We start from the raw sequence: 24,910 nt of genomic DNA, 5'->3' as shown, positions 1-24,910 counted from the left end.
TCAACCTCCGTCCTAGGGTGACAGTCGGCGTCCTGCCCGCCCACGGGCGGCTCAGGTGAAGGACATACGAGCTACAGAGGTTTTCAGCGTGACCGAGACGGTCGTCAGCACCCGTAAGCCCGGGCCCCAAGTCGCCGTGCTGGTCGAACCACCGGGCGCCACGACCGTCCCACGCCGGAAGGACTCCGGCGGCCGGCTGCGCGCTCTGGACGGACTGCGGCTGGTGGCCGCGCTGATGGTGGCGGCGTACCACTACGGCGGGCGCGACGGTGAGGTCTCCCAGGCCTGGGGCACCTCGCCCAAGGAGCAGTTCCCGACGCTGCACGAGTACTTCGCGTACGGCTGCCTCGGCGTCCAGGTCTTCTTCGTGATCAGCGGGTTCGTGATCTGCATGAGCGGCTGGGGCCGGCCGCTGAAGTCGTTCTTCGCCTCCCGCGCCTCCCGGCTGCTGCCCGCCTACTGGGTGGCGGTCGTGCTCGTGACGGCGGTGTTCGCGCTGCCCGTGGTGGCGTACAAGGCGGTCTCACCGAGCGACGCGCTGGTGAACCTGACCATGCTGCAGATGCCGCTGGGCGTGGACCGGGTGCTCGGCGTGTGCTGGACGCTGTGGGCGGAGGTCCGCTTCTACGCGCTGTTCGCGCTGTGTGTCGTGCTCCCCGGGGCGAACCGCCGCCGGGTGATCATGTTCTGCGCCGGCTGGACGCTGGCGGCGGTGATCGCGCAGAACGCGAAGATGCCGCTGCTCGACATCGTCGTGATGCCCGAGTACGCCCCCTTCTTCATCGGCGGTGTCGGTCTCTACCTCGTCCACCTCGACCGCCGGGACGTCTACGGCTGGGGCATCGTCGCCGTGAGCTGGCTGATCGGGCAGCACTACGCGGTGCAGAGCCTGTGGCACGCGCCCGACGCGGGCGGCTTCTCGTACCGCTCCTCGGTCGGCATCATGCTCGTCGTCACCTTCGGCTTCGTGGCGGTCACGGCGATCGCGCTGGGCTGGCTGCGCTGGGCGAACTGGCGCTGGCTGACGGTGGCCGGGGCGCTGACGTATCCGTTCTACCTCGTCCACGAACACCTCGGCTGGGTGGTGATACACGCCCTGCACCGCGGCCTGGACCTGCCATCCGGGGCGACATTCGCCCTGACCGTGGCCTCAATGCTGCTGCTGGCGTGGCTGCTGAACAAGTATGTCGAGAAGCCACTGACGCCACGGCTGCGGGCGGCGCTGGCCAAGACCCGCTGAGCTGTTCACGGGACGTTCAACCCACCGTCGGTTTGGGCAACGCTCAGAGAGAAGGCTCGTCTCATGACCAACGCACAAGCGACCGACACGTACCCCGGCGAACTCGCCGACGTCCCGGGCTGGTTCCCGCCGCTGGACCAGATGCTGTTCACCTGGTTCCTGGAGCGGCAGCAGAAGCAGGGGATGAGCGGAGACCTGCTGGAGCTCGGTGTCTACATGGGCAAGAGCGCGATCCTCCTCGGACACCACCTCCAGGGCGGTGAGAAGTTCACGGTCTGCGACCTGTTCGAGGGCGACGCCCCGGACGAGGCCAACAAGGCGGAGTCCACGAAGTCGTACGCCTCGCTCACCCAGCAGGCCTTCGAGCGGAACTACCTCTCCTTCCACGACACCCTGCCGACGGTGATCGCGGCCCCCAGCTCGGTGGTGTCCGAGAAGGTGGCCCCGGGCAGCTGCCGCTTCGTCCACGTCGACGCCTCGCACCTGTACGAGCACGTGTACGGCGACATCGGCGCCGCCCACGACATCCTGGTGCCCGAGGGCATCGTCGTCCTCGACGACTTCCGTTCCGAGCACACGCCGGGTGTCTCGGTCGCCGCCTGGGAGGCCGTCCTCAACCGGGGTCTGCGCCCGGTCTGCCTCAGCACGCAGAAGCTCTACGGCACCTGGGGCGACCCCGAGCCGGTCCAGGAGGAGCTGCTCGAGATGCTGCGGCAGCGCACGGACGTCGGGCTGAGCGTGCAGGAGGCGGCCGGGCACCGGCTGGTCCGCGCTCGGTCCAGGGGCATGAAGCCGCCGCCCTTCCCGCCTTCCCGGCACTACGTGGCACCGGTGCCGGCCAGTGCCCCGGCCGCCGGGGTCACCGAGTCCCGCGCCGCGCGCCCGGCCCGGCCCGCCCCCTCCCGGGCCCGCCGGCTCGCCAAGGACCTGCTGCCCCCCGTGGTCACACGGGCCGTACGGCGGGCACGCGCGCAGCGGTCCTGACCCAGGGGTGTCATGAGACCCCGTACCGCGCCCCGATCCCCTCGATCACGAGCGCGAGTCCCTCCTCGAAGTGCCCGTCGTAGTCCTCGAAGATCTCCGCGCCCGCCTGGGCCGACAAGGGAAAGTCGGCCATCAGGCGGGCGCGTTCGTCCCTGTCGTAGCCCGCGCGCCGCTCGCCCGGCAGCGGCTGGACGCCCTGTTCCCGGTGAAGCGTGAGCCGCTGAACACCTTGGCCCCGTCCCGGTGGCCCAGCACTCTGATCACGCGCTCGCGAGGGACAGCTTCACCGCGAACCCGAGGAACAACGCGCCCGCCGCCGAGGTCACTCCCGCCGACAGACGCCTGCGGCGGCGGAAGGCGGCGGCCAGCCTGGTGCCGCCGAATATCAGCGCGCTGAGGTAGAGCACGCTGGCGAGCTGGGCGAGAGCGCCGAGGACGACGAAGGACAGGGCGGGATAGGCGTACCCCGGGTCGACGAACTGCACGAAGAAGGCGACGAAGAAGAGGATCGCCTTGGGATTCAGCAGACTGACCACGAAGGCACGGCGAAAGGGCCGCTCCCCGGCGGGCGCGGAAGCCTCCGCACCGGCGGACCGCTCCGCACGCGTCCGCCACATGGCCCACGCGGCCCGCAGCATGCCGACGGCCAGCCACGCCAGATAGCCGGCCCCCACGTACTTCACGATGCCGAACAGCACGGCGTTGGCCTGCAACAGGGACGCGACCCCGGCCGCCGACAGCGTCATCAGCACGGTGTCGCCGCACCAGACACCGGCCGCAGCGGTGTACCCGGCACGCACACCGCGCCGGGCGGCGACGGACAGGACGTACAGGGAGTTGGGACCGGGCAGCAGCACGATCAGGACGAGGCCCGCCAGGTAGGTGGGCAGATCGATGACACCGAACATGGGAGGGAGTGTCGCACGGGGGCGGCAGGAGGATCAGAGCGCGTCGCTCGGGACGTACGTCCCCCACACCTCCCGCAGGGCGTTGCACACCTCGCCCACCGTGGCCCGGGCCTTCAGCGCGTCCTTCATCGGGTACAGCACGTTGTCCTCGCCCTCGGCGGCCTTCTTCAGGGCGGCCAGGGCCGCGTCCACCGCCGGCCGGTCGCGCTCCGCGCGGAGCCCGGCCAGGCGTTCCGCCTGCTGGGCCTCGATCGCGGGGTCGACGCGCAGGGGCTCGTACGGCTCCTCCTCGTCGAGCTGGAAGCGGTTGACGCCGACCACGACCCGCTCGCCGGAGTCGGTCTCCTGCGCGATGCGGTAGGCACTGCGCTCGATCTCGTCCTTCTGGAAGCCGCGCTCGATCGCCTCGACCGCGCCGCCCAGCTCCTCCACCCTGGCCATCAGCTCGACGGCCGCGGCCTCGACGTCGTCCGTCATCCTCTCGATGGCGTAGGAGCCCGCGAACGGGTCGACGGTCGCCGTCACGTCCGTCTCGTGGGCGAGGACCTGCTGGGTGCGCAGGGCGAGGCGCGCGGACTTGTCCGTGGGCAGCGCGATCGCCTCGTCGAAGGAGTTGGTGTGCAGCGACTGGGTGCCGCCCAGCACCGCCGCCAGCGCCTGGACCGAGACGCGGACCAGGTTCAGCTCCGGCTGCTGGGCCGTCAGCTGGACGCCCGCCGTCTGCGTGTGGAAGCGCAGCATCAGCGACTTGGGGTTCTCCGCGCCGAACTCCTCCCTCATCACCCGCGCCCAGATCCGGCGCGCGGCGCGGAACTTGGCGACCTCCTCCAGGAGCGTCGTACGGGCGACGAAGAAGAAGGACAGGCGGGGCGCGAAGTCGTCGACGTCCATGCCGGCCGCCACCGCCGTGCGGACGTACTCGATGCCGTTGGCGAGGGTGAAGGCGATCTCCTGCGCCGGGCTCGCGCCCGCCTCGGCCATGTGGTAGCCGGAGATCGAGATCGTGTTCCATTTCGGGATCTCGGCCTGGCAGTACTTGAAGATGTCGGCGATCAGGCGCAGCGAGGGCTTCGGCGGGAAGATGTACGTCCCGCGGGCGATGTACTCCTTCAGCACGTCGTTCTGGATCGTGCCGGTCAGCCGGCCGGCGTCGACGCCCTGTTCCTCCGCGAGCAGTTGGTAGAGGAGCAGCAGCAGGGCCGCGGGGGCGTTGATCGTCATCGACGTCGAGACCTGGTCCAGCGGGATGCCGCCGAACAGCACCCGCATGTCGTCGATCGAGTCGACGGCGACGCCCACCCTGCCGACCTCGCCGTGCGCGAGCGGGGCGTCGGAGTCGTGGCCCATCTGGGTGGGCAGGTCGAAGGCGACCGACAGGCCCGTCGTCCCGTGGGCGATCAGCTGCCGGTAGCGGGCGTTGGACTCGGCGGCGGTGCCGAAGCCCGCGTACTGGCGCATCGTCCAGGGCCGGCCGGTGTACATGGTCGGGTACACGCCACGGGTGAAGGGATACGCCCCCGGCCCCCCCAGCTTCTGTGCCGGGTCCCAATCCCGCAGGTCCTCCGGCCCGTAGACCGGTTCGATGGGCAGTCCGGACTCCGACTCGCGCGCCATGGTCTGATGCCTCCCGCAGGACGGACTGTAGGGACCTCGCTCACCACCATGCCCCTTGGTTCGCGACGGGTCATCCCCGGGGAACATCTCAGGTGACATCCGGGCACACCGGTGAGACGACGGAGGGCCGCGTGCGTACCACGGGCATGGGGAGAGCAGCGATCGCAGTGGCAGTCGCCGGGGCGGCCGTCCTGGCCGGCTGCACCGTGCAGGCCCCCGACGGCAGTGGGAAGAGCCGCTCACCGGTGCACATCGAGTTACCCGGCGACACCCCGTCCCCGCCCCGCACCTCCGCCGACGGCGACGGACCGGGCACCACCGCCCCCGCTCCGCCCGGCGACGACAAACCGAGCGCCGCCGCCGTGCCGCCCCGTGTGCTGTGGTCCCGCGGCGACACCGGCCGGGACGTCCGCGAGCTCCAGGCCCGGCTGCGGCAGGTCGCCTGGCTCTTCGACGGGCCGACCGGCACGTACGACGAGTCGACGCAGCGGGCGGTCAGCGGCTTCCAGGGCAAGCGGGGGCTGCCGCGCACCGGGCAGACCGACACCGTCACCTGGCGGCGCCTGCTGCGGATGACCCGCGAGCCGGGCACCTGGGACCTCTACCTCATGGGCGGGCAGCCGGCCGATCCACCGGACCCGCGCTGCAGGACCGGACGGGTGCTGTGCATCGACAAGACCAGCAGGACGCTGCGCTGGATGATCGACGGCCGGACCGTGTCGACGACGGCGGTCCGCTTCGGCTCACGCGGCACACCGACCCGTGAGGGTGTGTTCACCGTCTACTGGAAGTCCCGCGACCACGTGTCGACGCTCTACGACTCGCCCATGCCCTACGCGATGTTCTTCAGCGGCGGCCAGGCCGTGCACTACTCCCCGGACTTCGCGGCCCGGGGCTACGCGGGCGCCTCGCACGGCTGCGTCAACGTACGGGACGAGGGGGCGATCGCGGAGCTGTACGCGCAGGTCCGCGACGGCGACAAGGTCGTCGTGTCCTGGTGAGGACGCGGAAGGGGAATTGGGGCGCGGGCGGGACCGGGGGAACGTGTCCCGCCCGCGCTCAGGTGCACGAGCCGTAGGTACGGGGGGAACCCCGGCTCCGTGCGACGGCCGATGACCAGTCGGCTCACTCATTACTGCGCCGGAGCGGCCGAAAACGTCACACCCTCGGCCAGGATATTTTCGCCGAGTACGAAACCGCAGGTCGGAGGGGTGCGAGAGACCGTGTGGACCGGCCGCGGTCCGCGGCGGCGTCGCCGTCCTGCCGCTCGGCGCGCTCCCCGGCCCGCTTCTCGGCCTTCCGCCCGGCCTTCTTCTCGGCCTCGTCCTGCGCACGGTCCTGCCTGCGGTCGTGCTTCCCGGACCTGTCGTCGCGATCGCGCCGGTCGGTGTCCTCGTCGTGCCGCTCCGCCGAGCGGCCGCCGGCCCCGGACAGGACGCCCTTGCAGTACTTCCAGACCCGGGAGCCGCCCGCCGCGTCGCGCAGGGCACGCCTGTGGTCGGCGTCCAGCCGCTTGCCGTCGCGGAGGTCGCGGCAGGCGGCAGCGAGCTTCCTGCGGCTGTCGCCGTGGCTGTCTCCCCGCTCGCCCCGGTCGCCGGAGCCGGGCTTCTGGGCCGGGTCGTCGCCTGCCACGTTCCGTCCGGGGTCACCGCCACTCGGGTTGTCGTCGGGCGTGGACCCGCCCTGCACGGCGTCGCTCGGCGAGGGCGACACAAGCGGGCGCTCGGCGGGAGTGACGGCGGCCGAGACCGAGGAGCCGGGCCGGGGCCCGTCGTTGCCGAACGGTGCTTTCAGGGCTCCGGTTCCGGCCAGGAGGGCGGCACCGCCGGCCATGCCGACGGCCAGCGAGGCGGCCAGGGCGAGGCGCGCCGGACGAGCCCAGCGAGGCCGCCGGACGTCGCCGGAGCCGCTGCCGCGCGGGGTTCCGATCCGGACCAGCCCGGCGTCGGCGGCCTCGGTACGGGCCCGTCCGCCGTCGGCCGCGGGGGCCGCCGCGGTGTCGGCGCGTTCCGCGCGCGCCTTGCGGAAGGCGGCCATCGCCGCGGCCTCACCGGGGAGTTCGTCGCTGGTCGGCGGGGGTGCGGCGGAGAGCGCGCGGAGCGCTGCGGCGAGCCGTTCGGCCTCGGCCCGGGAGGCGCCGTCGACAGCTTCGGGTGGCTCTCCGCTCAGCAAGCGCTCCGCCGTTTCGCGGTCCAGCCACCTGTACTGCTCGTCGGCCATCACACATCCTTCTGCGTCCGCGCGACGCTTTGCGTCACACGTGCGGACGCCATGGCACCGCCGCGCGGTTCTCGCTGGGGCGGCAGGGCGTCGAGGACTCCGGCGGATTCCGGATCGGCCTCCGGATCGTCGCCGAGCAGTTCGGCGAGCCGCTTCAGGCCCCGGTGGGCCGCCGTACGGACGGCGCCCGGGCGCTTGCCGAGGGTCTCGGCGGCGGTCTTCGCGTCGAGCCCCACCACCACGCGCAGCACGACCGCCTCCGCCTGGTCCTGCGGCAGCCGGGAAATCAGGGAGAACGTGCCGTCGGTGGCGAGTGCCTCGATGGCCTCGTCGGCGGTGTCGGACTCGGCGGCCCGGCCGGTCAGTTCCGTCTCGTCGCCGCCGATCGCGGGCCGGCGCCCGCGCATGCGTATGTGGTCCAGCGCACGGTTGCGGGCGATACGGGCGGCCCAGCCGCGGAAGCGGTCCGCGTCACCGGTGAACCGCTCCAGGTCCCGGGCGATCTGCAGCCAGGCCTCGGAGGTCACGTCCTCGGCGTCGGGGTCGCCGACCAGCGTCCGTACGTACCCGAGCAGCCGCGGGTGCACGGCCCGGTACACAGTCCGGAACGCGTTTTCGTCTCCGTCCTGTGCCGCGCGCACCGCGGCGGTCAGCTCCGCGTCGTCCCCCAGCACCGCGCGCCCTTCTGCGCCTGAGCCGGCGCCGCTTTCGCGGACCGGGTTCTCGCCGTCGTCGTTCCTCGGTTGATGGTTGCGGTAGCAGGACCGCAGGTGGTTGCGGTAGCAGGACCGCAGGTGGTTGCGGTGGTCTTGGTGCCTCCGCGTTGGCGCGAAAGGCACGTTACGACCTGAAACCACTCCCCGTCCATGTCCGCCCAGGATGCAACTAAGCCGTGACACGGTGGGGTGTGACAGAAAACGCACCCCGGGCGCTGTAGGTAGTACGGGCCGCCGCGCGGCCCGTGCCGCGCGACGGCCGGGGCCTCTCCTGTGGGGGGTGGCGGCCTCGGCCGTTGCCATGGCGGGACCCACCAGTGACCTGGCGAGGCGCCGGGCACCTGCGCGATACGGCCTCGCACCCGGGCGGTGCGGCCGGGCGTGGACACGTGGCTCTCTGTCTCCTGTCGCGGAATGCTGTTACGGACGGCGGTCGTCGGGCTGGGCGGGCTTGCCCTTGGCCCCGGACGAGGTGCCGTCGGCGGCGTCGTCCGGGCCGCTGCCGGCGGCTCCCGATCCGTTCTCCGCGTTGCCCGCGCCGCTGTCCGCGTTGCCCGAGCCGTTGTCCGCGTTGCCCGCGCCGCGGTCCGCGTTGCCCGCGCCGTTTTCTACGCCCGCGGCACCGGAGGCACCTTCGCTCTTCTCCGGTTGTGCGGTGCTGCCTGGCTTCGCCTCGGCCCGGGCCAGTTGCTCGGCGCAGTACGCCGTGACGTTCCTCTCACCGCCCGCGGCCTCGACGAGGCGCTTCCAGGCCGTCGCGTCCATGGCCTTGCCCCGGCCGTCGGCCTGCTCGTAGGCACGGCAGTGGGCCTCGGTGTCCTGGGAGGGGGCGGGGCGGTCCGGGCGCGCGGAACCGGACGCGGAACCGGACGGAGTGCCGATGGCCTCGCCCGCCGAGGCGCCGGGGGCGCGGGTGGCGGCGGGCGGGCGACCGCGGTCGCCGGCGCCGTCCGTGGATCCCACCGAGCCGATCGCCGCGACCGCGACCCCGCCCAGCGTGAGACTGGCGAGCAGCACGGAGAGCGTGGCCTTCAGCGAACGCCCCGGATGCCGCCGTTCCCGGGGCCGCCAGTCGTCGCGGCGGCGAGTGCGGGCCCGGTGCACGCCGGCGTCCCGGGCGGCCAGGAACGCGGCCACCGCCCGCTGCTCGGCCTCGGCGTCGACCCGGTCCTGGACCAGGGCGGCCACGAGCAGCGCCTCCAGCTCGGCTTCGTCGACGACGTGCCGGGTGCCGAGGCCGGGGCTGTCGAGGCCGGCCGTCCCGCGGTGGCCGGACAGCCGGCCGTCGGCGTCAGGCGCCGCCCGGTGGTCGCGGGCGGAGTCCCCAGGGTGCACACGCCGACGGCCCGGAAACCCGCCGCCGCTCCGATGGTCACCCATGTCCTGTTCCGTCCCTGCTCGATCCACGCGTCCCGCGGTGCCCGCCCGGTCCCTGCGACCCGGCCGGCCCGGCCGATCGGCCCGGCATTCCGGGTCCGATCCATACGTATCGTTCGTCCGCCCTGTTCAGGGCACCGGACCCGGCGACTCCGCCCGGCCCGCCGGCATCGTTCATTTCGACTCCCCCAGCGTCCGGGGAGCCTCATCCGTCACACCTTCGGCGCCCAGCCGGGTGGCGAGGCGTTTCAGGCCCCGGTACGCGGCCGTCCGCACGGCACCCGGCCGCTTGCCCAGGACCCGGGCGGCGGCGGGTCCGTCCAGCCCCACCACGACACGCAGCAGCACGGCCTCGGCCTGGTCCTGCGGCAGGTCCCCGACCAGCCGCAGCGCCTGCTCGGTGGACATGGCCTCCAGCGCCTGGTCGTGCGTGCTGTGCGGCCCGGGCAGGTCCAGGACGTCCTGCTCCAGCGCGGACGACCTCGGCCGTACGCGCCGACGGCGCAGATGGTCCAGCGCCCGGTGCCGGGCGATGGTCGCCGTCCAGCCACGGAACCCGGCTCCGTCGCCCTTGAACCGCCCCAGGTCCCGGGCGATCTCCAGCCAGGCGTCGGAGGCCACGTCCTCCGCGTCGTCCCCGACCAGTCCGCGCAGATAGCCGAGCAGTCCGGGCTGCACGATCCGGTAGGCGACCGCGAAGGCGGCCTCGTCACCGTCCTGAGCCCGCTCGACGGCCTCGCCCAGTTCCCCGTCACGCGCCTGCGCGCGCCGGGGTTCCTCTCGCTGGCCCAAGAACCGTCCTCGTCCGTACTGAGTTGCCCTCCACGATCATCAGCGCCGGGCTCCGCAGAAATGTCACAGCAGGGAGGAGGCTCCGGCCCGGTAGGGCGCGGCATCGACACAACGCGTGACGTTTGGCCACAGCTGTGCGCTGGGTGAATGGCGCCTGTGTGACAACGGGTGCGAATGTGACCAGTTCTAGGGGTGGGGTAGTTGAGTCCTCGCAGCACGCGTGCGTACAAACCGCTCAGTCTGAAGAGACGGGCGTGGCTGACCATCGGCGCCGTCGTCCTGAGCGGAGCGGGGGTCGTCACGTACGCGATGGCCGATCCGCCCGGCGGTTCCGGCGGCGCGTCCCCGAGCCGCAAGCCGGCCGTCCACACCGTGAAGCTCCAGGAGAAGGGCTCCGGGCGCAAGGGCCTGGCCAAGCAGGACACGGACCGGTTCAGCGCGGTGCTGCTGACCTGGAACGACCCGGACGCCCGGGTCCGGGGCACGGCCGAGGTGCGGACCAGAGACCTGGAGAGCCGGCGCTGGTCGGGCTGGCAGAAGCTGTCGGCCGACCCGGTCCAGGCCGACGGCGCGGAGGGCGAGCGGGCCGCGCTGCGCGGCGGCACCGAGTCCCTCTGGACCGGCGACGCGGACGGCGTCGAGGTGCGGGTCGTGAACGCGGACGGCACGGAGGCGGGCGGCCAGCCCGCCGGCATGGACGTGAAGCTCCTCGACCCGGGCACCGACCCGAAGGGCGGCATACGGCCCGCGGCCTACGCCGAGGAGACCCCCGCCCCGACGACGGCGCCGACGGCCCCCACCCAGAGCCCGACGGCTCCCGTGCCCACTCCGACCGAGACGGCAACGCCGACCGAGACGGCCACCCCGACCGGCACCCCCGGCGACACGGCCTCCCCGACCACGTCCGCGTCCCCCACCCCGACGGCCTCCCCCTCCCCGACCTCCACGGTCCCCGCGCCCCGCCCCTCCACGGTCGTCAAGCCGCCGATCATCACGCAGGCCGAATGGGGCGCCTCCACGGACTACGACGGCACACCGGCCTACGGCACCGAGATCAAGGCCGCCGTCGTCCACCACACCGGCATGGACAGCGACAACACGCTCTCCTGCGCCCAGTCCCGCGCCCGGATGCGCTCCATCCAGCAGGAGCACTTCGCCCGCGGCTACTACGACATCGGCTACAACTTCGTCGTCGACAAGTGCGGCCAGATCTTCGAGGGCCGCAGCGGCGGCATGGACCTGCCGGTCACCGGCGCCCACGACGTCGGCTTCAACACCGACACCGTCGGCATCTCCTACATCGGCAACTTCGAGAAGGCCCGGCCGAGCCGCGCCGCGCTCGACGCGATCTCCCGCCTGGTGGCCTGGAAGTTCGGCATGTACGGCATCGACCCGACCGGCAAGGTGACGCTCACCTCCGGCAGCCCGGCCGGCCAGGACGGCAACAAGGTCGACAAGGGCGTCGCGATCACCCTGCCCCGGGTCTTCGGCCACCGGGACACCAACGCCACCGCCTGCCCCGGCGCGAACCTCTACTCCCAGCTCTCCCGCATCGCCCAGGTCGCCAGGACCCCGGGCATCTCGCACGCCCTCGCCACCTCCGACTACAACCGCGACGGCCTCACCGACCTGGTCGCGGGCACGCCCAAGGCGCTGAGCGGCGGCGGCACCGTCACCGTCGTCCCGGGCGGCATCGACGGCCCGGTCACCGCCGCCAAGGTGACGCTCACCCAGAGCAGCCCCGGCGTCCCCGGCTCCCACGAGTCCGGTGACGGCTTCGGCACGTCCACCGCGTGGGGCGACGTCAACGGCGACGGTTACGCCGACCTCGCGATCGGCGCACCCGGCGAGGACGACACCAGCGGCCACGCCGACCGCGGCGCGGTCACGGTGATGTACGGCCCCGCACTCGACACCGGCTTCTCCTACACCACGTCAGGAGTCACCTCGACGGGCGCCGGGCTCGGCTCCACGGTCGCCGTCGGCGACTTCAACGGCGACGGCAAGGCGGACGTCTTCTCCGCCGGCACCGGCAAGGGCGGCAACTGGAACGCCCGGCTGACGGGCGGCGCCACCAAGTACGGCACGCTCACCACGGCCACGGGCGCCGTCTCCTACCTCGACGCCGCGACCGGCGACTTCAACCGGGACGGCTACGCGGACATCGCCCTCAACTACCGCGACACCGGCGGCATCGGCCGGGTCGTCCGCTTCGCGGGCTCCGCGACCGGTCTGACCAAGGTGGGCGTCATCTCCGTCAAGGGCGGCCGCTCCCTCGCCGCCGGTGACATCAACGGCAACGGCTACGACGACATCGTCATCGGCCAGCCGGTCGCGTCCGAGTCCGGCGGGAAGTCCGGCGGCCAGATCACCATGGTCCCGGGCACGGCCACGGGCTTCACGACCACCGGCATGACCGTGATCCACCAGGACACGACGTACGTGCCGGGCGGCAACGAGTCCGGTGACGCCCTCGGCACCTCCGTCTCGGTCGGTGACTACAACGCCGACGGTTACGCGGACGCCCTCGCGGGCGCCCCGGGCGAGGACCTGACGCGGGACGGCGTCAACCGAGCCGACGCGGGCGACGCGATCCTCGTCAAGGGCACCGCGTCCGGTCTGACCGGCTCCGGCTCGGTGGGGATCTCGCAGGACACCTCCGGCGTCCCGGGCTCGACGGAGACCGGCGACCGCTTCGGCTCTTCTGTGTCGTTGACGGACCTGTCGGGCTACGGCCGGGCGGACCTCACGTTCGGCGCCGACGGCGAGGACGGGGGCGACGGCGTCCTGCTGTACCTGCCGAGCAACAGCACCGGCCTCGGTTACGCCGACTCCGTCGTCTTCGGCAAGTCCACGCTGGGCACCCCGACGGACGCTCACCTGGGCCAGACGCTGACGCCGTGACGACTCGACCGGTCCTCGGCCGTTTGCCGGATTTCTCCGGCAGACCGAACGGACGGGTGGGCGATGGGGGAAAGGCTCCCCCATCGCCCCCGAGAGGACCGGAATCGAGCCACGCATGACACGCCTTCTGCTGCACACCGCCGTCGCCACCGCCCTGGCCGCCGGCACGCTCGGCCTGACCCAGCCCGCCCGGACCTCCTCCTCCGACGGCGTGCACACCGTCCGGGTGCCGGACGGTGACCCGCACGAGCGGTCCCTCGCCCCGCGCACCACCGAGCCGTTCAGCATGATCGGTGTCACCTGGGACGATCCGGACGCTGTCCTGAACGGCACCGCGCATGTGCGCACCCGCTCCCGCGAGAGCGGCGAATGGAGCGCGTGGCGCGCACTCGACACCGACGTCCGGACGCCCGAGACGGGCCCCGACCGGCACCGCGCCGGAGTCCGCGGCGGCACCCAGCCGCTGTGGACCGGGCCTTCGGACGGCGTCCAGGTGCGGGTGTCGGGCGGGCGGCTTCCCGGGGGACTGCGCGTCGAACTGGTCGACCCGGACGGCGGGTCGGACGCCGTACAGACCACGTCCGTCGACCCGGACGGCCTCGAACCGGACGTAGTGGAACCGGACGTCGTCGAACCGGCCGCCGGTGCGCCCCACGCCGAACGTCCCGCCGTCACGTCGCGTTCCGCCTGGGGCGCCGACGAGTCCCTGGTGAAGGACCCGCCCACCTACACCACCGGCACCAAGGCGATGTTCGTCCACCACACGGCGGGCACCAACGACTACACCTGCGCCCAGTCGGCGTCGATCGTGCGCGGCGTGTTCCTCTACCACGTGCAGAGCAACGGCTGGAACGACATCGGCTACCACTTCCTCGTCGACAAGTGCGGCACGGTCTTCGAGGGCCGCGCGGGCGGCATGGACAAGCCCGTCCTCGGCGCGCACACCTACGGTTTCAACACCGCCACCAGCAGCGTCTCGGTGCTCGGCGACTACAGCAAGACGACCGCGAACACCGCCGTGCGCGAGTCGGTCGCCAAGGTCGCGGCCTGGAAGCTCGGCCTGTACGGCATCGACCCGACCGGCACGGTGGTGCTGACCGCCGGTGCCGACAACGGCAAGTACAAGGCGGGCCAGAAGGCCACGCTGCACCGCATCTCCGGCCACCGCGACGGCTACCCGACCGAGTGCCCCGGCCGGCACCTCTACGGCGACCTGCCCGGGATCCGCACCCTCGCCGGGAAGGCCGCCAGGCCCGACGAGATGACCGCCACGCCCGACGAGATGGCCGCCACGCCCGACGAGATGGCCGCGGGGTCCGACGAGGTGGTCGCGGGGCCCGACGAGATGGCCGCGGATCCGGCCGGTTCCGCGGCCGAGGACCCCACGGTGGCGTTCCCGCGCTGAGCTACCGCCGGGGCGCGGCCGTCGTCGCGTCCCGGCACAGCAGCCGCAGCGAGCCGTGCCCGGCGTAACAGCGGCGGGCCTCGTCGATCGGGTCCCAGAGGCGCCCGTCGGGGGTGCGGATCCAGTGGTCGCCGCCCGTCGCCCACCACTCGGCCCCGGCCTGACGCGCCATCACCTCACCGGCGTAGGCCCCGAATCCGCGCAGCACCTCCTGCACGGCGGCGTACGGCGCTCCTTCCCGCCGTATCCCCTCGATCATCCGGTCGATGCTCCACAGGCTCTGTGCCGAGTAGTCGAGGTGCAGCCGTGCTCCCTCGCGCATCGTCGCCACCGTGTCCGCCGCCCACCGCAGCGGCTTCGCCGCGGCCGAGGGCCTGGTTTCCGCTTGAGTCGTCACACCCCGGAAAGCGCTGCGACGTGGCGTTTCGTCACACGGAATCGGCGACTTCCCCGAAGCGGCGCAGAACCGCCCCACCTCGCCCGACGGACGGTCACAGGACTCTCCCAGGAACGAGGTTTAGGCCGGTCAGGGGGCCGGGCGCGGTGTCCGTCAGGTCTGTTGCCGGCTCCGGCGCGAGACGACCGCGCGCAGCACCCGTCGCCCCTCGGTCGACACCTCCAGCGCCCGCCGCAGCCCGGCCGGTCCGTGTCCGGCCAGGACCTCCAGGACGGTGATCTGGCGGCGCAGTTCCGCGGCGACGAGCGGCGACATGCCCTCCGTACGGCCCTCGCGGCGCACGGCGACCGACGAGGCGTCGTCGGCTGCGGTGTCGAGGAGGCGGTGGATCTGGAGTGACGCGACGGAGCAGGCGTCGGCCCACACCCGCACCCCGGGGGACCGCTCGGCGGGAGCGGCCTCGAGCATCCGGTGGGCGAGCACGGCAGCCTCGTCCCCGGAGCCGGCGGCGTCCAGCTTCTTGCGGACCTGCTCCAGCCCCTCACCCCAGTCGCCGGTACCGGCGCCCTCGCTGAGGCTCGCCCACAGCGGCCGCAGGATCTCGTCGTCGCCGCCCAGCAGGGGCACGCACCGATCAAGACAAGCCAGCCCGCTCGCGGCCAGCCCGCGTTCGTCGGCCTGTGCGATCAACTCCACCAGGCTCATCCACGCCTCCCTCCGCGGGCCTTGCAGGGGCCCTACCAGGCCGCTTCCGGCCTCACCCCTCACGGAACCCGCACTTCCCCTTACTGCGCGCAACGGCCCCGGAACGTCACAGGGGCACGACGCCCAGTCGGTCGAGGAAGCGGAAGAAGAGGTTTTCGGCCATCGGATCAGGGTCTGAAGTGAGTACGTCCACAAGAGCGTCGGCGTTCACTTCGCGCCCGGCCTCGGCGGCCCAGCGCACGGCCCGCTCGGCGGCGTCGCGGGGTTCGAGGAAGTAGTCCTCCAGGGTGAGGCCCTCCCGGCCGGCCCCCAGGTACCCGGCCATGGCGGCCCGGGCGAGGCAGGTCGTCCACGTCCCGCTCTCCGGCGCCGCGGCCTCCAGCACCACGCACTCGCTGTTCATGACGTACCCGAACAGCGCGGGCGCCCCGGTTTCCCGGGCGAGGGCGTTCATGTTCCCCATGTCGCCGTCGCTGCTCGGGTACTCCCAGACCTGCCATCCGCCCGGCGCCGAGGTGCGCCGCACCATCCCGTCCGTCACACCCGTCAGAGCGTCCAGCTCCGCCAGCGGCCGCTCCGCACGGCCCACGACGAAGTACCCCCAGTACCCCATGCTCCGGTTCCGCCCGGCATATTCGATTCGGCTCGCGTCAGAAGACCACCACACCCGTACGGCAGTTCGCAGCCGTACGGGCCAATTCGTGTGCGATCAGCCGAGCCTGTCCGCAAGCGCCCGGAACTCCGCCCAGGACAGCTCGGGCCGGTCCGGGTCCCACAGCTTCTGGACGGTCGCCCGCAGCGGCATCCGGATCCCGGCCGCCACCTGGTCCTGCGTCTGCGCGGTCGGGATGTCTCCCCAGACGGCGAAGACCCCGCCGAGGATCTGCCCGTCGTAACGCTCCGGCACGGCCTGCGTGTCGCGCAGTACCCGTGGCGTCCACTGCTCGTAGATCCGCTGCCCCGTCGGATAGACGAAGGTCTGCGGCTCGCCGAGCACGTAGTACAGGAACTCGTCGTTGTAGTTGATCACCTTCCGGCCCGCGCTCAGGTACACCGCCGGCGGCCGGGCCCCGATCTCCTTGCCGGTCCAGTAGCCGACCTGGATGTCCTTGTCGGCTTCGACGGAGGTGTCCCGGAAGAAACCGTCGTTCCACGCGCGCGGGACGCGCTCGTGCTTGCGGACGGTGGCGGCCCGGTCGTTGAGCCAGCCGGTGGTGAGGTCGGCGACCGTCGCGCCGGAGCCGTACTTCTCCCGGGCGGCTGCGGCCAGCTGCGGGAACGACGCCCCGGGGTCGGAGCGCACCAGTGCCTGGTACTCGTCACCGCCGAGGTGCCACGGCTCGCCCGGGAACAGGTCCGCGTACTCGTTCAGCAGGTCGTCGACGATCTTGGCGCTCTCGCTCTTGGAGATGTCGATGGCCCCCTGCACCGGCGACCCCTGCGCGGTGCGCAGCTGGAGGTCGGGGTGGGCGTCGAGGACGGCGCCGAGGTGCCCGGGCGAGTCGATCTCGGGCACGACGGTGATGTGCCGGCTCTCCGCGAGGTCGACGATCTTCCGCACCTGCGCCTTGGTCAGATGCTCCCGGGAGACGATCTCCGGATGGGATTCGGACTCGATCCGGAACCCCTGGTCGTCGGAGAAGTGCAGACCGAGCTGGTTGAACTTCAGATCGCCCAGTTCGCGGATCCGGTCCTCGATCCAGCCGGCCGTGTAGTTCTTGCGCGCGATGTCCAGCATGAACCCGCGCTGCGGCTTGGCCGGCTCGTCCCGCACCACGCCCTCGGGCGCCGTGCCGCCGTCGTGCACCTCCTGCTTGAGGGTGCGGGTGCCGTAGAAGACGCCCGCGTCGGCGGGCCCGCTGATCTCCACCCGCCCGTCGCGCACGGTCATGACGTACGACTCGGGATTCGCCTTCTCGTCGTCGTCCAGCGTCAGCCGTACGTCCCCGGCTCGCCGGTCGTCCTTCTCGCCGTCGTACTTCAGCCCGAGCTCACCGGCGATCAGCCGGCCCTCGTCGGCCAGCGCCGGGTCGTCCACGACGACGCGGTCCCCGCTCGCGGGGCGCCAGCCCGGGCCGCGCGCCGCGGTGTGCTCGCGCACGGCGGGGATCGTCTGCGGCGCCTTGGACAGGGCGTACGAGCGGCTCGGACTCGGGCCGTCCTCCGGCGAGGTGCCGTGCGGGGCGGCCGCGGAACGGCCCTGTGAGGGTCTGGCCTCCGGCCCGGTGGCCCCGCCGTCGCCGCCCGAGGCCACCCAGAGCCCCAGGCCCACCCCGGACGCGATCACGACCAGGGCGACGGCCATGGCCAGGACCAGCACCTGCCGCTGCTTCCCCTGCTTTCCCTGCTTCGCCGCACCTCGGCGCCTGTGCTGACTCACACCGCCAACCTAAGTCCCCGTGCCACCTCACGCCCGTCCACCACGCGTTCCGAAACTCTCTCTGCCGGGTGAAATTCGGGCATCCGTCGGACACGTCATGGTCGTACTCGATAGCGTGACGTCACATCTCTCACAACACGCCCTGCCGACACACGTGACGCCCACGAGGACCCACGCTGCCTGCGCACCGTCTCCCAGACCTCCCCGGCCGGCTCGCCATACCGGTGGAGCACTTCAACGCGGCCTCCGAGGAGGCCCTGGAGCAGACGCTCCTGTCCTGCCTGCGCAGCCCCCGCTGGTGCCGGCGCGTCGCGGAACACCGCCCCTACCCGGACCTGGACTCCCTGCTGGCCGCGGCGGACGAGGCGGCCTACGACCTCACCTGGGCCGACCTGACCGAGGCCCTGGCGGCGGAGTGCCTGCCGACGCTCCCGCCCGGCACGTACTCAGCGGCCCACACGGCCTTGAGCGCGGCCCACGCCGCCTACGAGGCCCGCTTCGGACATGTGTTCGTCATCTGCCTGGCTGACGTTGCGCCGACGGAGACCCTGGACCGCCTCCTGGAAGCCATCCGGTCACGATTGACCAACGATCCGGAGGAAGAGCGGATGGTGGTGGCCGACGAGCTACGGCGCCTGGCAAGGGAACGGCTGGTCGCCGCCCTAAGGGGCGCGGGGAACTGCGCGACCAGCCACACGCGACCCGCACCCGGCAGATAACAGGACACCCCACCCCACAAGCCGCAAGGCTAGCCCGTACGCATGCCAGTTTGATCACACAGCCAGACCCCGGCTCAGCCCAGCGGCAGCGCCTCGCTACGATGCTGGGGGCCGGTGGACCGTACCCGGCCGGGCCCGACCGACACACCAAGCCGGCGCGGCCCCAATCCCCGCTCCCGGAGGAAACTTCCGTGCCGGCTGGAACGCTGTACCGCGGCCGGGAAGGAATGTGGTCCTGGGTGGCTCACCGAGTCACCGGCGTCCTCATCTTCTTCTTCCTGTTCGTTCACGTGCTGGACACCGCACTCGTCCGTGTGTCGCCCGAGGCTTACGACAAGGTCGTGGCCACGTACAAGACGCCGATCGTCGCGCTGCTGGAGTACGGCCTCGTCGCCGCCATCCTCTTCCACGCGCTCAACGGCCTGCGCGTCATCGCCGTCGACTTCTGGATCAAGGGCGCCCGCTACCAGAAGCAGATGCTCTGGACCGTCGTCGCCCTGTGGGTCGTGCTGATGCTCGGGGCGATCTACCCCGTCCTCGGCCACGCCGCTCGTGAACTGTTCGGGAGCTGACGCCAATGTCCACGACCGATAAGACCGCCGCCGGCGTCGGCCCCGTCGAGGGTGGCGCCGTCTACACCGTCGACAACCCCGCGCCCTTCATCGAGGCCCCGCGCAAGCGCACCAAGAAGACCCCGAAGTCCACCCGGGGCAACTTCGAGCTGGCCGCGTGGCTGTTCATGCGCCTGTCCGGCGTGGTGCTGGTCGTGCTGGTCCTCGGCCACCTGCTGATCCAGCTGGTGCTGGACGGCGGTGTCTCCAAGATCGGCTTCGCCTTCGTGGCGGGCCGCTGGGCGAGCCCCTTCTGGCAGGTCTGGGACCTGCTGATGCTGTGGCTCGCGATGCTGCACGGCGCCAACGGCCTGCGCACGGTCATCAACGACTACGCGGAGCGCGCGAACACCCGGCTGTGGCTCAAGGGCCTGCTCTACACCGCCACGGTGTTCACCATCCTGCTGGGCACGCTGGTGATCTTCACCTTCGACCCGAACATCCGCTAGGCACGGGGCTGCGAGAATCATGAAGATCCACAAGTACGACACCGTCATCGTCGGCGCCGGTGGCGCGGGCATGCGCGCGGCCATCGAGTCCACGAAGCGCAGCCGCACGGCCGTCCTGACCAAGCTCTACCCCACCCGCTCCCACACGGGCGCCGCGCAGGGCGGCATGGCCGCCGCGCTGGCCAACGTGGAGGAGGACAACTGGGAGTGGCACACCTTCGACACGGTCAAGGGCGGTGACTACCTGGTCGACCAGGACGCCGCCGAGATCCTGGCGAAGGAGGCCATCGACTCCGTCCTCGACCTGGAGAAGATGGGCCTGCCGTTCAACCGCACGCCGAACGGCACCATCGACCAGCGCCGCTTCGGCGGTCACAGCCGCAACCACGGCGAGGCCCCGGTCCGCCGCTCCTGCTACGCGGCCGACCGCACCGGCCACATGATCCTCCAGACGCTGTACCAGAACTGCGTCAAGGAGGGCGTGGAGTTCTTCAACGAGTTCTACGTCCTGGACCAGCTGATCACCGAGGTCGACGGCGTCAAGCGCTCGGCCGGTGTGGTGGCGTACGAGCTGGCCACCGGTGAGATCCACATCTTCCAGGCGAAGGCCGTGATCTACGCGTCCGGCGGCTGCGGCAAGTTCTTCAAGGTGACGTCGAACGCGCACACGCTGACGGGTGACGGCCAGGCGGCGGTCTACCGCCGGGGCATCCCGCTGGAGGACATGGAGTTCTTCCAGTTCCACCCGACCGGCATCTGGCGCATGGGCATCCTGCTGACGGAGGGCGCCCGTGGTGAGGGCGGCATCCTCCGCAACAAGGACGGCGAGCGCTTCATGGAGAAGTACGCGCCGGTCATGAAGGACCTCGCGTCCCGTGACGTCGTGTCCCGCTCCATCTACACGGAGATCCGGGAAGGCCGCGGGTGCGGCCCCGAGGGCGACCACGTCTACCTCGACCTCACCCACCTCCCGCCGGAGCAGCTGGACGCCAAGCTGCCCGACATCACCGAGTTCGCCCGTACGTACCTCGGCATCGAGCCGTACACGGACCCGATCCCGATCCAGCCCACGGCCCACTACGCGATGGGCGGCATCCCGACGAACGTCGAGGGTGAGGTCCTGGCGGACAACACCACCGTCGTCCCGGGCCTGTACGCGGCCGGCGAGGTCGCCTGCGTGTCGGTGCACGGCGCGAACCGCCTCGGCACCAACTCGCTCCTGGACATCAACGTCTTCGGCAAGCGGGCCGGCATCGCCGCGGCCGAGTACTCCCAGACGGCGGACTTCGTCGAGCTGCCGGAGAACCCGGCCGAGTTCGTGCTCAAGCAGGTGGAGATGCTGCGCGACTCCACCGGCACCGAGCGCGTGACCACGCTGCGCCGGGAGCTGCAGGAGACCATGGACGCCAACGTCATGGTGTTCCGCACCGAGCAGACGATCAAGACGGCGGTCGAGAAGATCGCGGAGCTGCGCGAGCGCTACAAGAACGTGTCCATCCAGGACAAGGGCAAGCGGTTCAACACGGACCTGCTGGAGGCCATCGAGCTGGGCAACCTGCTCGACCTCGCCGAGGTCATGGCGGTCTCCGCGCTGGCCCGCAAGGAGTCCCGCGGCGGTCACTACCGCGAGGACTACCCGAACCGCGACGACGTCAACTTCATGCGGCACACCATGGCGTACCGCGAGGTCGGCGCCGACGGCTCCGAAACCGTCCGTCTCGACTACAAGCCGGTCGTCCAGACCCGCTACCAGCCGATGGAGCGTAAGTACTGATGGCTACCCCCGTTCTGGACAAGGAAGACGCGGCCGGCAAGCCCGAGCCCGGTTTCGCCGACTCCCCCTACATCACGGTCACCTTCCGCATCCGCCGGTTCAACCCGGAGGTCGCGGCGGAGGCCAGCTGGGAAGACTTCCAGCTGGAGATCGACCCTAAGGAGCGTGTCCTCGACGCCCTCCACAAGATCAAGTGGGACCTCGACGGCACGCTGACGTTCCGCCGTTCCTGCGCGCACGGCATCTGCGGCTCCGACGCCATGCGGATCAACGGCAAGAACCGCCTTGCCTGCAAGACGCTGATCAAGGACATCAACCCCGAGAAGCCGATCACGGTCGAGGCCATAAAGGGCCTGACGGTCCTGAAGGACCTGGTCGTGGACATGGAGCCGTTCTTCCAGGCGTACCGGGACGTCATGCCCTTCCTCATCACGAAGGACACGAACGAGCCCACGCGCGAGCGTCTGCAGTCGGCCGAGGACCGCGAGCGCTTCGACGACACGACGAAGTGCATCCTCTGCGCGGCCTGCACCACGTCGTGCCCGGTCTTCTGGAACGACGGCCAGTACTTCGGCCCGGCGGCCATCGTCAACGCGCACCGTTTCATCTTCGACTCGCGTGACGAGGCGGGCGAGCAGCGCCTGGAGATCCTCAACGACCGCGACGGCGTCTGGCGCTGCCGCACGACCTTCAACTGCACGGACGCCTGCCCGCGCGGCATCGAGGTCACGAAGGCGATCGCCGAGGTGAAGAGGGCGCTGATCACGCGCCGGTACTGAGGTCTTCCTCGCCAGTCCTTCGAGGGCCCCGTCTCCGGTTCTGCACCGGGGCGGGGCCCTCGCCGCGCCTCGTTCGAGTGAGTTGCCCAGGGTCGATCGGTACGCCGCGCGTCGGCACGGAGAGGATGTCCGCGCCGCGACCTGGTGGAGGACTCAGGAATGTCAGAAAGCAGGTCAGGCAAAAAGATCGAGTGACCCGATCCGGCCAGAAACGGAACCCGACCGGCCACTTGGGGCACAGCTACTGTCACGGCTGTAACTCCCGTGGCCAGACTGCCCGCATGGCATACCTCAGAAGGGCCGCCGCCGCGCTGCTGGCCACGGCTTCCGCGCTGCTCTCGATATCCCCCACAGCCTCTGCAACCGCCTCTCCGGTCCTCGCGCGGGAGAGCTTCGACCGCCTCCCCCTCGGCCCGGTCACGCAAGGCCGCGACTGGACCTCGGACACCTCCGACGGCACGCTGACCGTCACCCGCGCCTCCGCCGGCCACGGCCGTGAACTCCGCATCCGTACCGAGGGCAACGGCCGCGCATTCCTGGTGTTCGGGCACCTCGCCCCGCCCGGCAACAGCTTCTGGGCCCGGATGCGGCTGAGAGTGGACGCGTTCCCGACCGCCCCCGACTGGGCGCACTGGACCCTGGCGGAGGCCTCCGGCCCGGACTCCCCGACCCTGGTCCGCCCGCTCGGCGGCCAGTACGTGCCCACGGAGAAGCGAAACTTCTACGGCGTCGGCTCCGACCTCGGGCCCACCGGCGACTGGACCGCGTGGAAGACCTCCGCGCCGGCGACGGCCGGGAAGTGGCAGTGCGTCGAGTTCCACCTGGACGCCACCGACAACCGCGTCACGGTCTACTTCGACGGCGTGCCCCAGCCCGACCTGACCGTCTCCACCGACCAACACGGCGGTACGTCGGACCCGTTCGTCTTCCCGACGTTCGACAAACTCAAGCTGGGCTGGCAGCTGTACCAGGCCGACCCGAGCCCGTCCTCGTACGACATCCGACTGGACGACATCGCCCTGAGCACGCGGAGGACCGGGAAGTGCGGGGCTTGAGGGGCCCGGAGGTGTTCGGCCCCGCGTTCATGACACCGACGCAGACGGCGGCGGTGCGGTTGCCCACGAACCCTCGTAGCCCAGCTGTTCCGCGACGAGTCGCGCACTGTGGCCTGCGGTATCAGACCGGGATGTCGAAGCCCAGCGCGCTCGAGTATCGGCTCGCCCACCCCTTGGCTGACTCAAGAACATCCATGGACCGCCCATTGGACAAGCGAATCGGACCTTGTTCCAGCCGTGCCCGAATTTGGGACTCCAATGCGGGAGCGCCAATATCACGCACGAGTACCAGGGACTGCACCAGACGAGCCGGATAGTTGGCTACAGGAAGCCATGCATAGAGGTTGCCTCGCCGCACGTCTTCAGATGCGGAGAGCAGTTCACACAGGTCAATACGATCCGCTACAAAGCGTGCTGCCCGCCCCAGCCCTTCCCGAAGAAACTCCTCCAACGAGCTGTCCACCACCTGAGGCCACGGCATCTCGTTACTCGACGCACGAATAGGGACCGACATACGCCCGTATTTCTCCAGAGCCGGGCCGAACTTGGCGTCACCCACGTTCATGTACCAGGTCAACATGCCCCCGGCTTCCTTGGAGATCCACCCCAGGTACGCCAACCCCTCAGACTCCCACCGCACCTCGCCCCGCCGCGACACCTCAGCCTCGGAAGGGACGAGCCCGAACTGTATGGCTGCACGCAACACAGCCGGCGCGGTCAGCGACTTAGCAGCCATTCAACCTCACCACTTCTTCCATCTGCAGTAAGGCTTGCACGCGGGCGTGCGTGGAAGTGCCGTGTTGTGCGCCCGTGTTGCCGCACGCGCTGCCGTCAGACGGCTGCGCGTGTGAGGGCAGTGGAGTGGGCTTTGGCCGGTGTCCTGCCCGGGCTGGGGTCGGGCATGGTCAGGGGCCGTACGCTGGCCCGGCAACTCGGGCAGGTCGTGATACTGCCCGGAATTAAAGCCCACGCAGCCGACCGGCCCCACCTCCGGGTTCGCGCCCCTGCCGACTCTCTCCCCCCCGTCGCCTCGCCGTCGGCCTGGCGCTCGCCATGCGGGCGCGTCCGATCTACTCCGCGCTTCCGTGGTCCGCTGGGCTGTCTTTGCGCGACCTGGTCGCTGGCTGGCCCGCGGTGGCGGAGCCGAGAGCTGGCCGGGTGGGCGGCCGTGCCGCGCGCGGCCCGCGTCAGCGGGTCGCCTTGAAGACGTCGAGAAAGTTTGGGACGCATCCCGCCTTGGTGGTACGCCGTGGCCGTCGTCTGATCGCTCGGCTGGGGTGTGGTCCGGTGCTCGGGCTGACAGATGCGAGCTTTGAAAGTTCGCAAGATCACGGGGAGTTGAGGGCATGGCCAAGCGTGAACCGAACGTTGCGCTCGGGCGCCTGCTCACCGAGAGCCGCTGGACTCACCACCAGTTCGCGCGGGCGGTGAACCGCGTCGGCGCCGAGACCGGAATCCCAGGCCGCAGGCACCACGTGGCAGCACGACGGGCACGTGTTCACCACCGCGCAGGGCAGCCCGATCGACCCGACTAACCTCACCCGCGCCTTCACCACGCTCCTCCGCAAGGCCGGCCTCCGCCAGATTCGCTTCCACGACCTCAGGCACTCCACCTCCGCCCTGCTCCTGGAACAGGGCGTCCAACTCGTCATGGTCAAGGAACTCCTCGGCCACGCCCACATCGGCGTCACCGCCACCGTCTACGCCCACGTCCGACTCCGCCTCCAGCGCAACGCCATCGACACCCTCGGCACCGCGCTCGTCGGCCGGGAGACCACCGAGACGGCACACTCCGACGGTGACGAACCGCCACCCTGCCCCGCCCTCGTCCGCTGACGTTGCCGTCAACCACTGCCGTCACCCCACGCAGAAGCCCCGCCA

The 24,910-nt window shown here is 71.2% G+C and carries 23 protein-coding genes and 1 pseudogene; 12 read left to right on the top strand and 12 right to left on the bottom strand.

All coding sequences use genetic code 11. From position 1 onward, the window contains the following. Positions 1–88: 88 nt before the first annotated feature. Positions 89–1,240: an acyltransferase family protein gene (locus tag ACH4G3_RS24985; protein WP_397626580.1), complete on the top strand. Its 1,152-nt coding sequence runs from the start codon at positions 89–91 to the stop codon at positions 1,238–1,240. Between the two features lie 63 nt (positions 1,241–1,303). Continuing rightward, positions 1,304–2,224: a class I SAM-dependent methyltransferase gene (locus ACH4G3_RS24980; RefSeq protein ID WP_397626579.1), complete on the top strand. Its 921-nt coding sequence runs from the start codon at positions 1,304–1,306 to the stop codon at positions 2,222–2,224. A gap of 10 nt (positions 2,225–2,234) precedes the next feature. Here ACH4G3_RS24980 and ACH4G3_RS24975 read toward each other — a convergent pair whose 3' ends face one another. The 3 genes from ACH4G3_RS24975 to ACH4G3_RS24965 form a co-directional block, all read right to left on the bottom strand. Then, the gene (locus tag ACH4G3_RS24975; protein WP_397626725.1) at positions 2,235–2,408 is read right to left on the bottom strand and encodes a TetR/AcrR family transcriptional regulator C-terminal domain-containing protein; all 174 of its coding nucleotides are present in this window, start codon (positions 2,406–2,408) and stop codon (positions 2,235–2,237) included. Between the two features lie 76 nt (positions 2,409–2,484). Continuing rightward, on the bottom strand, positions 2,485–3,132 hold the full coding sequence (gene leuE, locus ACH4G3_RS24970; protein WP_397626578.1) for a leucine efflux protein LeuE: 648 nt from the start codon (positions 3,130–3,132) through the stop codon (positions 2,485–2,487). Positions 3,133–3,165: 33 nt separating this feature from the next. Beyond that, the gene (locus tag ACH4G3_RS24965) at positions 3,166–4,746 is read right to left on the bottom strand and encodes an acyl-CoA mutase large subunit family protein (protein ID WP_397626577.1); all 1,581 of its coding nucleotides are present in this window, start codon (positions 4,744–4,746) and stop codon (positions 3,166–3,168) included. A gap of 146 nt (positions 4,747–4,892) precedes the next feature. On the opposite strand from ACH4G3_RS24965, the gene ACH4G3_RS24960 reads away from it, so the two are divergent. Beyond that, entirely contained in the window at positions 4,893–5,747 is an 855-nt protein-coding gene (locus ACH4G3_RS24960; RefSeq protein ID WP_397626724.1) for a L,D-transpeptidase family protein, read from the top strand. Positions 5,748–5,904: 157 nt separating this feature from the next. On the opposite strand, the gene ACH4G3_RS24955 is transcribed toward ACH4G3_RS24960, so the two are convergent. The 4 genes from ACH4G3_RS24955 to ACH4G3_RS24940 form a co-directional block, all read right to left on the bottom strand. Beyond that, entirely contained in the window at positions 5,905–6,966 is a 1,062-nt protein-coding gene (locus ACH4G3_RS24955; protein WP_397626576.1) for a hypothetical protein, read from the bottom strand. Continuing rightward, a complete protein-coding gene (locus ACH4G3_RS24950; RefSeq protein WP_397626575.1) occupies positions 6,966–7,640 on the bottom strand; it encodes an RNA polymerase sigma factor in 675 nt (224 codons plus the stop codon). Before ACH4G3_RS24950 ends, ACH4G3_RS24955 begins: the two co-directional genes overlap by 1 nt. A gap of 462 nt (positions 7,641–8,102) precedes the next feature. Next, complete coding sequence (locus ACH4G3_RS24945; RefSeq protein ID WP_397626574.1) at positions 8,103–9,062, bottom strand: hypothetical protein; 960 nt, start codon at positions 9,060–9,062, stop codon at positions 8,103–8,105. A 171-nt stretch (positions 9,063–9,233) separates the two neighbouring features. Next, positions 9,234–9,851, bottom strand: a complete 618-nt coding sequence (locus ACH4G3_RS24940; RefSeq protein ID WP_397626573.1) for an RNA polymerase sigma factor — start codon at positions 9,849–9,851, stop codon at positions 9,234–9,236. A 309-nt stretch (positions 9,852–10,160) separates the two neighbouring features. Between ACH4G3_RS24940 and ACH4G3_RS24935 the strand changes: the two genes are divergently transcribed. Beyond that, positions 10,161–12,755, top strand: a complete 2,595-nt coding sequence (locus ACH4G3_RS24935) for an N-acetylmuramoyl-L-alanine amidase (protein WP_397626723.1) — start codon at positions 10,161–10,163, stop codon at positions 12,753–12,755. Positions 12,756–12,870: 115 nt separating this feature from the next. Then, positions 12,871–14,160: a peptidoglycan recognition protein family protein gene (locus ACH4G3_RS24930; RefSeq protein ID WP_397626572.1), complete on the top strand. Its 1,290-nt coding sequence runs from the start codon at positions 12,871–12,873 to the stop codon at positions 14,158–14,160. A 1-nt stretch (position 14,161) separates the two neighbouring features. Here the strand turns inward: ACH4G3_RS24930 and ACH4G3_RS24925 are convergent, their stop codons facing one another. The 4 genes from ACH4G3_RS24925 to ACH4G3_RS24910 all read right to left on the bottom strand — a co-directional run bounded on the left by ACH4G3_RS24925 (position 14,162) and on the right by ACH4G3_RS24910 (position 17,567). Further along, complete coding sequence (locus ACH4G3_RS24925; RefSeq protein ID WP_397626571.1) at positions 14,162–14,557, bottom strand: hypothetical protein; 396 nt, start codon at positions 14,555–14,557, stop codon at positions 14,162–14,164. 153 nt (positions 14,558–14,710) lie between these two features. After that, on the bottom strand, positions 14,711–15,262 hold the full coding sequence (locus tag ACH4G3_RS24920) for a hypothetical protein (protein ID WP_397626570.1): 552 nt from the start codon (positions 15,260–15,262) through the stop codon (positions 14,711–14,713). A 106-nt stretch (positions 15,263–15,368) separates the two neighbouring features. Continuing rightward, on the bottom strand, positions 15,369–15,875 hold the full coding sequence (locus ACH4G3_RS24915) for a hypothetical protein (protein ID WP_397626569.1): 507 nt from the start codon (positions 15,873–15,875) through the stop codon (positions 15,369–15,371). Between the two features lie 96 nt (positions 15,876–15,971). Next, positions 15,972–17,567 carry a beta-N-acetylhexosaminidase gene (locus ACH4G3_RS24910; RefSeq protein ID WP_397626722.1) on the bottom strand — a complete coding sequence of 532 codons (1,596 nt, stop codon included), beginning with the start codon at positions 17,565–17,567 and terminating at the stop codon, positions 15,972–15,974. Positions 17,568–17,866: 299 nt separating this feature from the next. Here ACH4G3_RS24910 and ACH4G3_RS24905 point away from each other — a divergent pair, with 299 nt between their 5' ends. The 6 genes from ACH4G3_RS24905 to ACH4G3_RS24880 all read left to right on the top strand — a co-directional run bounded on the left by ACH4G3_RS24905 (position 17,867) and on the right by ACH4G3_RS24880 (position 23,029). After that, positions 17,867–18,361, top strand: a complete 495-nt coding sequence (locus ACH4G3_RS24905) for a 2-oxo-4-hydroxy-4-carboxy-5-ureidoimidazoline decarboxylase (protein WP_397626568.1) — start codon at positions 17,867–17,869, stop codon at positions 18,359–18,361. A 191-nt stretch (positions 18,362–18,552) separates the two neighbouring features. Continuing rightward, a complete protein-coding gene (sdhC, locus tag ACH4G3_RS24900) occupies positions 18,553–18,933 on the top strand; it encodes a succinate dehydrogenase, cytochrome b556 subunit (RefSeq protein ID WP_037670267.1) in 381 nt (126 codons plus the stop codon). A 5-nt stretch (positions 18,934–18,938) separates the two neighbouring features. Next, a complete protein-coding gene (locus ACH4G3_RS24895) occupies positions 18,939–19,421 on the top strand; it encodes a succinate dehydrogenase hydrophobic membrane anchor subunit (protein ID WP_184591195.1) in 483 nt (160 codons plus the stop codon). A 19-nt stretch (positions 19,422–19,440) separates the two neighbouring features. Beyond that, positions 19,441–21,195, top strand: coding sequence for a succinate dehydrogenase flavoprotein subunit (sdhA, locus tag ACH4G3_RS24890; protein WP_397626567.1), 1,755 nt, complete (start codon positions 19,441–19,443; stop codon positions 21,193–21,195). Then, entirely contained in the window at positions 21,195–21,974 is a 780-nt protein-coding gene (locus ACH4G3_RS24885; RefSeq protein WP_397626566.1) for a succinate dehydrogenase iron-sulfur subunit, read from the top strand. Before sdhA ends, ACH4G3_RS24885 begins: the two co-directional genes overlap by 1 nt. 281 nt (positions 21,975–22,255) lie before the next feature. Beyond that, positions 22,256–23,029 (top strand): hypothetical protein, encoded by a 774-nt coding sequence (locus ACH4G3_RS24880; RefSeq protein WP_397626565.1) that lies wholly within the window; start codon positions 22,256–22,258, stop codon positions 23,027–23,029. Positions 23,030–23,150: 121 nt separating this feature from the next. Here ACH4G3_RS24880 and ACH4G3_RS24875 read toward each other — a convergent pair whose 3' ends face one another. Then, entirely contained in the window at positions 23,151–23,609 is a 459-nt protein-coding gene (locus tag ACH4G3_RS24875) for a hypothetical protein (RefSeq protein ID WP_397626564.1), read from the bottom strand. A gap of 872 nt (positions 23,610–24,481) precedes the next feature. Here ACH4G3_RS24875 and ACH4G3_RS24870 point away from each other — a divergent pair. Beyond that, positions 24,482–24,865 (top strand): annotated as a pseudogene (locus ACH4G3_RS24870) (tyrosine-type recombinase/integrase); the annotation flags it as partial. Between the last annotated feature and the right edge of the window lie 45 nt (positions 24,866–24,910).

Origin of the sequence: Streptomyces afghaniensis, assembly GCF_044327915.1 — a bacterium.
Taxonomy (GTDB): Bacteria; Actinomycetota; Actinomycetes; order Streptomycetales; family Streptomycetaceae; genus Streptomyces; species Streptomyces afghaniensis.
The sequence above is the reverse complement of the archived record's forward strand: the minus strand, read 5'-3'. Positions and strand labels throughout refer to the sequence as shown.